This window comes from Tissierella sp. MB52-C2 (genome assembly GCF_030931715.1).
In the GTDB taxonomy this organism is placed as follows: domain Bacteria; phylum Bacillota; class Clostridia; order Tissierellales; family Tissierellaceae; genus Tissierella.
In genome coordinates this window covers 724,211-737,283 of record NZ_CP133261.1, presented here as the reverse complement: position 1 = coordinate 737,283, position 13,073 = coordinate 724,211, and the positions used below count along the sequence as shown (strand labels likewise).

The window sequence follows — 13,073 nt, the reverse complement described above, 5'->3', positions numbered from 1 at the left end:
ATTTACTCTGTTCATTTACCTGAGAGATTCTCCACTTAAGATTGCTCCTTCGGTGCTTGCGCTTTCCAGAGTTCTGTCACAATACGGTCCTTTTGCCTGAGAGTTTCATTATGGATCGGCTATCCATCAACTTCTTCCTTCGGCGCCACAAATAATATGGTCTCTTCCGTATTAGTCATCCAGATAATTAAATTTTATAATTAAATCTTTCTTTAATTACTATATGTGTGAATTCGACTTTTTGATACTTTTTTCACATCCACCTAGTATTATAATACATAAAATATAAATATACAACCCTTTTGATTATTAATTTTTTTATTAATGTTTAGGTTTTGCTTTATAGTTATCTAGTACATATAAAGCCACATTAGAACAATGGTCTGATATTCTCTCCAAATTACTTATACAATCTAAAAAGATTATACCAGGTCCTGTAGAACATAATCCTTTATTTAATCTATATATATGATTTTCCCTATTTTTTGTTTCTAAAGCATCTACTTCATCTTCTAAAACTAATACTTCTCGAGCTTCTTTCTCTCCATTTGTTTTAAAAGCCTCCATAGACTTTTTAAATGCCAACTGACACTTCCCAAACATTTCATTTAATTCTTCTATAGCTCCTTCTGTAAACTGCATATTATCTTCCATTCTTTCTTCTGCAAGTTCAACTATATTCTCAGCATGGTCTCCTACTCTCTCTATATCATTTATGTTGTTAAAAAACACATTAACTTGTTTATGTTCTTCATCAGATATAGGGGCATTAGAAAGTCTAACTAGATATTCAGTAATTTCTTTTTGTAATCTATTTATTTTCTGTTCTTGTTCCAAAGCAATTTCAATTTCCTTATATTCACCATCTACAAATGCTCTTTTAGCTCTATCTAGATTATCTTCTACGAAATCACCCATTCTTGCAATTTCTTTTCTTACTTGTCCTAATGCTATAGATGGAGTTTCTATAATTCTAAAGTCAAGGAATTTTGACTCTTGGACATCTTGTCTTTCATCTCCAGGAACTATAGCTTGTGCAGCCTTAACCAATAATCCTGCAAAAGGTAATTGAATAGCTACATTTATTAGGTTAAATAATGTATGAGCATTAGCTATTTGTCTCTGAACATCATTAGGAGATATTTTCGTTACTAAATCTTGTATTGGTGTTTTTAAAATTGTCATAAATATAATGGTACCAATTAAGTTAAATAAAAAATGTATTATAGCTGCACGTTTTGCTGTCTTATTAGCCCCAACTGATGATATCATAGCTGTTGTAGTTGTACCAATATTATCTCCAAAAAGAATTGGAAATGCAATATTTATATTTAACAATCCTTGGCTAGCCAAAGCCTGTAGTAAACCTATAGAAGCACTACTACTCTGAACAATGGTAGTAAGTCCCAATCCCACTAACATACCTAAAACTGGATTATTTAAACTAACCATAATATTAGTAAATGCTGGCAAATCTGCTAAAGGCTTTAGACCACCGCTCATCATATCCATACCAATAAACAGAATACCAAATCCAATAAGTATCTCTGCCATATTTTTAGCTTTTTTCTTTGAGGTTGCAATCCAAATACCTACACCTATTGCTACTGCTAAAGGTGCAAAATCTGTTAAGTTAAAAGCAATTAACTGGGCAGTTACTGTAGTACCAATATTGGCACCCATAATAACACCTGCTGCTTGAGCCAAAGACATAAGACCCGCATTTACAAATCCTATTACCATAACTGTTGTAGCAGAACTACTTTGAATAACCATAGTTACAAGTGCGCCCACTAATACACCCATAAGTCTATTGTTCGTTAAAACTTCAATTAATCTCTTTAGTTTCTCACCTGCTGCTTTTTGTAAACCTGTGCCCATTAGATTCATTCCATATAAGAATAAACCTAGTCCACCAAGTACTGGCAGAGCTATATCCATAGTCAACCTCCTAGTAAATTTATTAACCTATTTATTCTAGATATATAATACCACATTTATTGTGGCTATTACCACTTGAAATAAAATTATTCTATGTTCCTATATTAGGAAAATCTAATTGTCTTAAAGCTTCAAATAATATTATATTTACTGAGTTGGATAAATTTAAAGACCTGGCTATATTCGCCTTCATAGGTATTTTAATACCTTTATCAAGGTTTCCTTCCAATATCTCATTTGATAAGCCTTTTGTCTCCTTCCCAAAGACAAAAAATGAATTATCCCTATAAGTAAATTCTGTATAGTTATTTTTAGATTTAGTAGTAGCATAATAAAAGTCTCCATTAGGATACTTTTCCAATAGCTCAAAGAAATTATCATAATAATGTATTTCCACTAAATTCCAATAATCAAGTCCAGCTCGTTTAAGTGCTTTATCATCTACTGAAAAACCTAAAGGTCTTACTAAGTGAAGTACTGTTCCCGTTAAGGCACAGGTTCTAGCAATATTACCTGTATTTGATGGTATTTCAGGTTCTACAAGTACTATATTTAATGCCATATATTCTTTACGCTCCTATTCTAATATAAATTTCTCTATTATTTTAGCTACACCATCTTCATCATTTGTATCTGTAATATAATCAGCCTCTTTTTTTATTATTTCATCTCCATTTCCCATGGCAACTCCTAAACCAGCAAAACGTATCATAGATAAATCATTTTCACTATCGCCTATGGCTATAACTTCCTCTGGTTTAATATTAATCCTTGTACATAGTTCTTTTACTGCCTCGCCCTTTGATACATTATATCCCATGGCTTCTATATTATTAATCCATGAACTAGATGTGCCTATATTATCTATCTTGTCCAATTCTAGCCTTAAACTTTGTAGATTATCTTTATTATCATCAATAAAGATAAATTTATATACATTTAAGTCTTTGTTTCTAATGATTTCTTCTATATCTTCAAATACTTCCATATCTATAGTACTCTTCTCACTGCCTTCATTATAGAATTTTAATATTTCCTCAACTCTAACATGAGAATAAAATCTAGATTCATCATAAAAATGATAATATATATTTTTGTGTTTTGCAATATCAATTATTGTTTTTATTAAACTTTTTTCTATAGGTTTTTTATAGATAACATTAGCTGATTCATCTACAATAATTGCACCATTACAGGCAATTATTGGATTTCTCAACTTTAAAGTCTCTGAATAGTATAATGCTGATTTTAAAACTCTTCCTGTGGATATTACAATATGTGCTCCCTTTTCTTTTGCTTTTTCTATTGCCACTCTTGTTCTTTCAGAAATTTGATTATCGCTATTTAAAAGTGTACCATCCATATCTATAGCAACTAATTTATATTTCATTCTTATCACTCCTCAATTATTTAATATAACATAACAAATATAAAGATAAAAGTATAACTTGCCCATTAGTTAACAAAAAATATAAACTAGCTCAAGCTAGTTTATATTTCTAATTATTAATCTTTACTTAATTGATTGGTGTTAAATAAAGACTATTGGAATATTTATTTTTTTCTATAACAACATCAATATTATATATAGCTTCGATATTTTTCTTTGTAATAACATCATCTGGACTTCCTACATCTACTATTTCTCCTTCATTCAATATAACAATCTCATCAGAATATCTAGCTGCTAAATTTATATCGTGGATTACCACTATTATAGTCGTACCTTTATCTTGATTCAGCTTTCTTAAAAGATTTAATATTTCTATTTGATGATTTATATCTAAATGAGAAGTTGGCTCATCTAGTAAAATTATAGCAGGATTCTGAGCTAAGGCCTTAGCTATTATGACTCTTTGTCTTTCACCACCTGAAATCTCTGTAATAATCCTATCCTTTAAGTGAAGTGTATTTGTCATTTCCATTGCTTGATTCACAATCATATAATCATTTTCATCTTCTTTTTGAAACCTTCCCTTATAAGGGTGCCTCCCCATAAGAACTATATCTTCCACTGTAAACTCATAATCAATAATAGTATTTTGAGGTACTAGAGCTATTTTCATAGCCAATTCCCTAGGCTTTATCTTCTTTATATCTAGCCCTTCTAATTCCACTTTTCCATTCTTAGGTTTATGTATATGGTTAAGATTTTTTAAAAGAGTTGATTTTCCAGAACCGTTAGGGCCTATTATACTTACAAACTTTCCTTTTTCTATATTAAGAGATATATCCTTCAATATTATTTTTTTACCATAACTAAATCTTAAATCTTTAACTTGTAAAGCATACATAGTAACACCTCCGGTGTCGTCATATTCACTATTTTTTACTCTTTCTTAGTAAATATAGAAAAAATGGTCCGCCAAATAAAGCAGTTATTATTCCTACTGGAATTTCTATTGGAGAAATTATTGTACGAGCCATTGTATCTGCAAAAATCATAAATATAGCTCCTACTAAAGCCGATGCAGGTAGAAGTATTCTATTGTCCGGTCCTAATACTATCCTTACTATATGAGGTATAATCAGTCCTACAAATCCTATGATTCCAGATATGGACACTACCATGGAAACCATAAAACTGCCTAATATTAATATATATATCTTTGTCTTCTCTACATCTACTCCTAGGCTTTGGGCTGATTCTTCTCCTGTCAGCATAATATTTAAGTCCCTTGAGAACAGGCTAATACCTATCATTGATATGACTACAGGAATAGTTATACCCTTTAAAGGACCCCATCCTTTTCCTGCCAAACTTCCCATGGTCCAATATATTATCTTTGCCATATCCTTACTATATATCACCATTAAAAAAGACATTATTGCAGTTAAAAATTGTCCTATGGCAATCCCTGCCAAAAGCAAGGTGGTAACTGGAACCTTGCTCTTTATTTTTGCTATATTATATACTGTAAAAACTGCTGCTAATGCCCCAATAAATGCAAACACAGATATTGTAGATAAGTTCATAAAGGATATATTGATTTTAAGTATTATGGCTATAGATGCACCAAGGGCAGCTCCCGACGAAATACCTATTACATAAGGATCTGCCATTGGATTTTTGAATATCCCTTGAAAGGCAGCACCAGCCATAGATAGACTAGCACCAACTAAAACTCCCAATAATACTCTAGGAAGTCTTATAGACCAAATTATAGTTTCATGGGACTTCCCAATATCTGAAATATCTATATATCTTCTTATAATAGGTATCTTTGAACCAACAATTCTAAAGGTATCTATTACACTAATATCTGCAGTGCCTATTATGGAAAAGACAGCTATTGTAAATATTAAGATTAATATTAGTGTGATTATAATCAAACTATATTTAGTTCTATCTATACCTTTTCTCATTTCAATCCCAACTTTATTTAAATAATTCTGGATAAATGGATTTTGCCACTAATTCCAACGCTTCAATTATCCTTGGTCCAGGTCTTGACATAATATTTGATTCGTTTCCTTCAAATATATATATTCTATCATTTGTTATAGCTGATATATTTTCATAACCTGGTCTAGATTTGATGGATTCAATAGTTTTATCTTCAGTATCTGATGATGTTAGATAAACTTCTGGATTTCTTTCAACTAATTGTTCTAAGTCATATTGAGGATAAGTCCCATCTGCATCTTCTGCTATATTCTCTCCACCAGCTAAAGTAATAAGTTCATCTATATATGAACCTTTACCTGCTGCCATTAATGGATCATGCCATATTTCATAAAACACTTTAACACTTTCCTGACCTTTTACTTTATTTAATATTTCTTCTTTCTTATTATTCATAACATCAATAAGCTTAGTTGCTTCTTTATCTTTACCAGTGGCTTTTCCTACTATCTCTATATCATTCATTACAGCATCTATAGTTTCAGGCATAAATCCAAGAATTTTTATTCCAGCATCTTTTAATATCTTATTGTCTTCCTCATTTCCAGCACCATAAATTAAAACTAAATCTGGAGCTAACTCCACTATTTTTTCCAAATTATTTCCATTAAAATCTCCTACGATTTCCTTTGTCTTAGCTTCCTCAGGATAATCACAATAAGATGTTACTCCGATAACTTTGTCTCCTAATCCTAAAGCAAATAAAACTTCTGTATTATTTGGTGCTAAAGATACTATTTTTGTAGGTTCTTCTTCAATGGTTACTTTATTTCCAAAGCTATCTTCTATTTCTACTGGAAAAGAAGATAATTCTCCTCCTATTTCATTGCCCTGTGAATCTATATCTTCTAATGATAATTCTTCATTTGATTTTTCCTTAGGAGTACAACCAACTATTGAAAACACTAGTAATAATGATAACAATAATGCTAACCCTTTAATTTTTCTCATTTTCTTCCTCCTGTTTTTTATTGTCTATAATAGCTTGTTTCTTTACAAACAAAAAAACTTACGCCTTTATTAAAGGATAAGTTTTTCTCATCTCATCCCTCCCACCGAGGCTTAAATATAGGCAGGTATCCTGACTCATGGTTCATCCTACTCCCAATGCCTTCCCAGTTTCCCAGTGGCCATTTATCGGTTTCGTACCCATTTACAGTAGCGGGGGCTGTAGTGGTATCTCACCACTTTCCCTATTAAGTTTCATATTATATATGAAACACCTATAAAGCTATGATATTATAAGCCAATAATATCATATTATATTGTATACTTCAAGTAGTTCGACTCCTTACTTATACCATTCTTATCGGCAATAAACATATGGATTTGCCCCTTAAATTTTTTATAGGATTCTATATTAAATTTAAAATCTAAATCATTATCTCCTGTAATCATTACCATAAATCTATTAGGAGATAACTTTATAGCTTGAACCTTGTTGTCAGTTATATTTATAGATTGACTAGATATATGATTTAATCCAGAAGTCTGAATATTTATGGCATTACACTTGTCAGCGATAATTACATATACTTTTTCTATTTTTTCCTCTTTTATTTCTTCCATTACAGATATTTTCCCCAATACATTTTCTAAATAATCCTTTGATCTATATAAAATATTTGTGTGATTTCCTTCCAATACTATATTATTTCCACCTAGATATCCTAGTGTACTAGTTGTAGTTACTGTACCATCTCCACTGCTTGTTCTAATTGTATTTATAGGTTTTCCATCTGCCCATCTTAACCTTTTTCTTTTATTTTTACTTACTATAAGTTCCATATTTGTAAATACTCCTGTGCCACTTACAATAAAAGTTTTATCTTTATCTATTGTGGTATTTTCTAATTTATTTAGAAAAGGATTACTTATTGCCATATCTTCAGTTAAAAGTTCCTTCGCACCCTTATTATTTTTAAATAATAAATAGTTTCCATACTTACGACTTGGTAATAGATCCTGTGCAACTGGAAATAAATTTCTCAATCCTTCTAGATAATTTACTCCATAAAATAAAGAATAGTATAATATAAAACCAAATTTCACTGCATTATATAAAACATTATCCTCTATTTTAGAATAAGGTAGTTTACCACCACTCCAAAAATAATATGCATTTACTGAACCTAAATTTGGAGTACCTATCATAATTAATTTGTCAATAGCTGAAGAATAGTAGCTCATATACCCCCTTCCTACTAAACCTCCTAGACTATGTCCCAAAAGAATTACCTTATCCATTCCTGATTCTCTTTTAGCTTTCTCGATGGTGGGAATTAAATATCTTTCCACTATTTCCACCACAGTTTTTTTCCAGTCATAATAAGATATATATAAGTTTTTATTTTCTTCATATCCCATAGAGTTTAGTATCTGAATAAAAGGCCTATAGATTTTCTCTGCAAAGCCAAAAGAAAATTCTCCAGTCCCCTTTATTACATCATCACCCATGGAACCAAAAAGTCCTGGTATAAAAACAATAGGATAGTCCATAATTATTCTCCTTTCTGTTTTTATATCAGGATATTCAGATTAATTATATAATGTTATTCTTTTCTAGACTTAATAGTTTTTCTTTCAAATCTAATCCACCTGCAAAACCTACCAATTTCCTATTGGCACCAATCACTCTATGGCAAGGTACAATTATAGCCACAGGATTTTTATTTAATGCACCGCCTACAGCCCTAGGTCCTTTTGGACATCCGACTCTTTCAGCCATCTCTATATAAGTTCTAGTTTCACCATAGGGAATATTTAGTAACTCTTTCCATACTTTTTCTTGGAAAGGAGTTCCTTTTAATAAAAATGGTATAGTAAATTCTTTTAGATTCCCTTCTAGATATTTGATTATTTCATCATGATAATTATAATCCTTTTTATCTACTTCCATAGGAGTACCATAGTATCTCTCCATATATTTAAGATTGTCCCCTTCTTCTGCAAAGGAAAGCCCTATAACCCCTTCTTCAATAAAGTATACTGTTAATTTTCCTATAGGTGAATTAAATGAGTAATATTTTGGATTCATTCTTACATCTCCTAGTATTTAAATTAAAATCTTATAAGTATTTTATCATAAATTGAATTTATGATATAGCACTAGTTAAGGAATTCTGCAACAATACTTTAACTATAAAGGTATCTTCTATATATTCACAATCCATATGCCCATTATACTTATCTACTATTTCTTTTATATTTTCCAAACCAAATCCATGAAAGATCTTATCTTTCTTTGTAGTGGAAATCTTACTTTTTTCAAATTTGATTTTATCACAAGTAGAATTCCTTATATATATTGATAAGTATTCTTCTACCTGAATAATTTTAAGTTTAATTTTTTTCTCACCATCTAGAGGTATCTTTTCACAAGCTTCAATTGAATTATCTAATAAATTGCCCAATATTATGCAAAGTTCAATTTCTTCTATTTGGTTGTTTTGTTCTAAAAAGATAGAAATTTCTAGGTCTATATCTAGTTCTTTTATTTTATTTATCTTTACATTTAAAAGTGAGTCTACAGCTATATTACCAGTATTAATAGATTTCTGTCTTTCAACTATATTATTACATAATAAATTTAAGTTTTCTATGGCTATGTCATTTTCATTGTTTTCTATATATCCTAGTATTGCTAATAATTGATTTTTAGTATCATGCATCGTTTTATTAATTCTTCTCTGATTTTCAGTTAGTTCTTCAAAGTGTTTTTTCTGTTTTTTAAATTGTTGCTTGAAGAATTCAAGTTTAATATTTTTTTGTTCTTGTTTTAATTGTTTTTCAAATAGATAAAAAATAAATATATTTGCTACGATTAATAGTGAAGTTGTTAGTATAACCGATAAAGTTATATATGTACTTGTAGTCACAAAAGGTATTTTAGCAATAATACATATTACCAAAATGCTTGAAATAGGTATTGATATTAATGGAAATAGTATTCTTCGACGAATAAAAGAATAAGTATTACCACTTCTATATTCATATATTTTTATAATAATAAATACTAATACTTTAGAAATAAATATAACTTGCGAATAATGTAATATATTATTTAAAATAAATTGTGCATTTTCTCCAATTAAAACAACAAGAATTGTAACTGCTATTACTTCTGATGCTATAAAAAATGCAACAAGAATTAAATTTAAGATTACCTTTAACAGTATCTCTCCTTTATAAAGCATGGAAATAAGCATAAGCATTATAAAATAGGTCATAGGAAGTATAGTTGTATTTTGATAGTATATAGTTGTAATAGTTATAGAGATCATCATTATAAAATAGGATGATAGCTCTATTCTTTTGTTTACTTTACATTCTTTTAACACCGTCCCCATATAATAAGAAATTATAGATATTTCAAAAAATAGCCCTATAATATCTATTAGTAGTCTTAAACCATTCATACTAGATACCTCGTAATATATTTATTAAAATCCTCCATTGCTCTTGGTCTTAAACCTTTACTAACTGGGATTTCATCCCCATTTTCTAATAGGATTGAAGTCTTATTAATTTTTTTTATGTACGCCATATTTACTAAAAAACCTTGATGGCAACGAACAAATCCATAAAATGATAATTTTTCTTCTTCATCCTTTAATTTTCCTACACATTCATATCTATTGACTCCATTAAATATAAACAAATGTCTATTAAGAGCTTCAATATATATTATATCTTTAACTTCTAATTTAGTAGTTGAACCTTTATATTTGACTACATATTTGTAATGGTTGATTTTATGCTGTTCAATTGCCCTATCAAAATCTTTTCTAAAGTCATTCTCACTAATAGGTTTTATAAGAAACTGGAATGCTCCCACTCTAAAGGCATCAGATACGAAGTTTACATAACTTGTTATAAAAAATATTATTACATGTTTGTCCTTCACTCTTATTTTCTGAGCAGTCTGTACTCCATCTATATCTTTCATTTGTATATCTAAAAAGAGAAAGTCAAACTTTTCTTCATTATCATAAGTCTTGAGTAATTCTTCTCCGCAATCAAATTCTGTGATACTTATTTCTGGATATAAGTTTATATATTTTTCTAGATATTTTTTGATTTTTTCTCTATAAAAGCTCTCATCATCACAGATAGCTATACGCATTAAGTTCACCTACTTCTTGAAAATTTTAATTGCAATTAATCTGTTCTTAATTATGCCTCTAACATATCATAGACATAGTGAACATTTTGTCGAATCTTGAAAAGATCATAATATAAAAAAGTTACTTTTAAATAAAACAAAAGTAACTTTTTTATATTCTAAGAGTTGACTGAATATCATTTGCTGCATCAGCAGTATTTTGTAAATCATAAAGGTATCTATAGTGCTTATTTAAATTTATAAAGTATTAGAGTAATTGTACCTATGACATTATTATGTATAGTCATAATTTCTCCTTTTAAATTCCATTTAATGCTTTTAAAAATTAATTATTTCATAGAAAATGAAGTAACTATTATAATAATGGCAATATCAATCATTAGCGATAATCTAATAGGTACTTGTCCATAAAAACATTCATATGGGTTAATGATTTCTAAAGGAATTTCTGACTTATATTGTTTCTCTTGTTTCTTTTTAATATACTTACTTCTACAGAAAATTGTGCTATTTTTTTCTAAAAGTATGATATTTTACCTAACTTATACTTCTTTCCTGAATAATAATATATTACAATTGCTATTAATCCAAATCCTATTTTAATTGCTATATTAATAATTACTGGTATCTCAAATATTCCATAAGATAAAGCTAAAGAATTAGATAAGGTATGCATTAATATGGTTAAGGTTAAAGATTTAGTTTTTATAAATAAATAGCCTAACCATAACCCCATTGTCAAAGCTGTAAAAAACTGAAATATATTTCCATGGATAAGCGCAAAGAACAATGCTGAAGTAATGATCCCAAATTTATCTCCATACTTTCTAAGGATATTTAATACTATTCCTCTAAATGTACATTCTTCTAAAATAGGAGCAACTAAGCAAGTAGAAACTATTGTTGCTATAGATGTCATGTTATCTGATGAAAATATTTCAGGATCAAATACAAATGTAACTCCTAATAACTCTAGAAGCGTAAATATTATCTTAGATATATAAGCCCCTATCATCATAATAGGATAACTAATAATAAAAGCTTTAAATATGGTCATTAGCCCTATACTTTTAATATTAAATATGTCTTTAGATAATATATTTTTCTTTCTATAATGAAATAATAGCATTAAAAACAGGCATAGAAAGGATATATTAATACGAATATTAATAAAATAACTGCTTTCTATTACTGATAATTTACCATTTGAGGATAATAATGCACTAATTAAAGAAAATATAAAATCTACTACCAAAATCATAGATCTACCTTTTAAATAGACCCACCCTAGTTCATTTAAATCTTTTTCCATTTCGTTTAATGAATATAAACTCATGTTATCCTCCTTTATCTATAAAATTAAATGTGTGAAGCTGTAAGTTTTATTTACCTCATTCTATAGTACTAATAAAGTTCATTCACTCTTAGCTTATATGAAAATTGTAGAAATCCTAAGAGCAAAAATGATAACCTAGAAATACTTAGATGGATAACTAATCCTCTAAATATTTTATGAAATACAGCTCTGCCAAGCTTACAAACTGAAATAGGAATACTATCAACCTATCCTACATGGTTCTTGATAGTATCTAAGTTCAGAAGAAATCTCTTTAGTGATTTCTTCTATAACAATTTGTAAATTTCTATGTATTCTATTAAATCTTGTTCTACTACAGAACTTAGGAAGCAAATTCCTTAAGTTCTTTTACAGAAGTTAAACCAAGCTTTTTCAGAATCAATAGTCATTAGTTTCCAACTACATTGATTGTTATCATTTCTGAATAGCATAAAAAAATCTTATGATTTGAAAATACTATTTTCTTCCCTTAAAAACATATATTTATCTTATCTAAAATCCAATCTTGTTATATAAAGCATCAGTAGCTCTACTATTTTTCTTTATTATTTTTAAACTACTCCTTAGATTTTAATAATATCTTATTTAAAATGGTATTAATCAATACAGATATTATAATCCATAGACCTAGATCTATTAACAGCTTTACATTTAATATTCCTTCAGAAAAACTATAGTTAAATCCTGTCACTTTATAAATTATACGAGTTATTATATAAGTTATTATTAGTACTAATATAGATGTATTAGATTTCTTATTCATTTAACATCTCTCCTTTCAATTATTAGTTTACATGACCTTATTTTAGTTATCTAGTTTATTGTAACCTATCCAGTGTCTATTGCACGATTTGTATGATCTATAATGCAATCGGCAATAGATTTTCCTTTATTTAAGTACCCAGTATTCCAAATTGGAATTTAGGAATATTTTTATTCTTTATTTATATGAATCATATAAATAAAGATTGCTATATCTGTAGCGATCAAAAATTCAGCAGAGATAACAGATGGATTCCATATCTCAAAATAAAAACGCCCAATAACATATACAGCAAAGAATAAGAGATAAACTCCAACCAAATAAATAATGCAATGTTGAATAATGTCACGTTTTTTCTCTCTGAACAACATTTGTCGCTGCTGTTTTTCTAATATCTCAGTTTTTACGGATAATTCATCTATTTCTGAGGGCTTTAAAAGATAATAGGGAATCAGCCATTTTAATCATTATAGCTATAAAT

12 protein-coding genes, 1 pseudogene and 2 riboswitches are annotated in these 13,073 nt (G+C 28.8%); all 13 genes and pseudogenes read right to left on the bottom strand.

Annotation, left to right across the window (positions count from 1 at the left end; translation table 11 throughout):
- Positions 1-74: 74 nt before the first annotated feature.
- Positions 75-179: riboswitch (glycine riboswitch) on the bottom strand.
- A 142-nt stretch (positions 180-321) separates the two neighbouring features.
- Positions 322-1,941, bottom strand: a complete 1,620-nt coding sequence (locus tag RBU61_RS03725) for a Na/Pi cotransporter family protein (protein ID WP_308878217.1) — start codon at positions 1,939-1,941, stop codon at positions 322-324.
- A gap of 91 nt (positions 1,942-2,032) precedes the next feature.
- A complete protein-coding gene (locus RBU61_RS03720; protein WP_308878216.1) occupies positions 2,033-2,503 on the bottom strand; it encodes a tRNA (cytidine(34)-2'-O)-methyltransferase in 471 nt (156 codons plus the stop codon).
- 15 nt (positions 2,504-2,518) lie between these two features.
- Complete coding sequence (locus tag RBU61_RS03715; protein WP_308878215.1) at positions 2,519-3,331, bottom strand: Cof-type HAD-IIB family hydrolase; 813 nt, start codon at positions 3,329-3,331, stop codon at positions 2,519-2,521.
- 127 nt (positions 3,332-3,458) lie between these two features.
- The gene (locus RBU61_RS03710) at positions 3,459-4,235 is read right to left on the bottom strand and encodes a heme ABC transporter ATP-binding protein (RefSeq protein WP_308878214.1); all 777 of its coding nucleotides are present in this window, start codon (positions 4,233-4,235) and stop codon (positions 3,459-3,461) included.
- Between the two features lie 28 nt (positions 4,236-4,263).
- Entirely contained in the window at positions 4,264-5,307 is a 1,044-nt protein-coding gene (locus RBU61_RS03705; protein WP_308878213.1) for an iron chelate uptake ABC transporter family permease subunit, read from the bottom strand.
- A gap of 13 nt (positions 5,308-5,320) precedes the next feature.
- On the bottom strand, positions 5,321-6,298 hold the full coding sequence (locus RBU61_RS03700) for a cobalamin-binding protein (protein WP_308878212.1): 978 nt from the start codon (positions 6,296-6,298) through the stop codon (positions 5,321-5,323).
- Between the two features lie 102 nt (positions 6,299-6,400).
- Positions 6,401-6,589, bottom strand: a riboswitch (cobalamin riboswitch).
- An 18-nt stretch (positions 6,590-6,607) separates the two neighbouring features.
- A complete protein-coding gene (locus RBU61_RS03695) occupies positions 6,608-7,846 on the bottom strand; it encodes an alpha/beta fold hydrolase (RefSeq protein WP_308878211.1) in 1,239 nt (412 codons plus the stop codon).
- Positions 7,847-7,889: 43 nt separating this feature from the next.
- Positions 7,890-8,384 carry a methylated-DNA--[protein]-cysteine S-methyltransferase gene (locus tag RBU61_RS03690; protein WP_308878210.1) on the bottom strand — a complete coding sequence of 165 codons (495 nt, stop codon included), beginning with the start codon at positions 8,382-8,384 and terminating at the stop codon, positions 7,890-7,892.
- Positions 8,385-8,442: 58 nt separating this feature from the next.
- Positions 8,443-9,765 carry a GHKL domain-containing protein gene (locus RBU61_RS03685; protein WP_308878209.1) on the bottom strand — a complete coding sequence of 441 codons (1,323 nt, stop codon included), beginning with the start codon at positions 9,763-9,765 and terminating at the stop codon, positions 8,443-8,445.
- Positions 9,762-10,472, bottom strand: a complete 711-nt coding sequence (locus RBU61_RS03680; RefSeq protein ID WP_308878208.1) for a LytTR family DNA-binding domain-containing protein — start codon at positions 10,470-10,472, stop codon at positions 9,762-9,764. Before RBU61_RS03680 ends, RBU61_RS03685 begins: the two co-directional genes overlap by 4 nt.
- 517 nt (positions 10,473-10,989) lie before the next feature.
- The gene (locus RBU61_RS03675; RefSeq protein ID WP_308878207.1) at positions 10,990-11,808 is read right to left on the bottom strand and encodes a CPBP family intramembrane glutamic endopeptidase; all 819 of its coding nucleotides are present in this window, start codon (positions 11,806-11,808) and stop codon (positions 10,990-10,992) included.
- 314 nt (positions 11,809-12,122) lie between these two features.
- A pseudogene (locus RBU61_RS19475) lies at positions 12,123-12,253 on the bottom strand (IS982 family transposase); the annotation flags it as partial.
- A gap of 132 nt (positions 12,254-12,385) precedes the next feature.
- Complete coding sequence (locus RBU61_RS03665) at positions 12,386-12,592, bottom strand: hypothetical protein (protein ID WP_308878205.1); 207 nt, start codon at positions 12,590-12,592, stop codon at positions 12,386-12,388.
- Positions 12,593-13,073 lie beyond the last annotated feature (481 nt).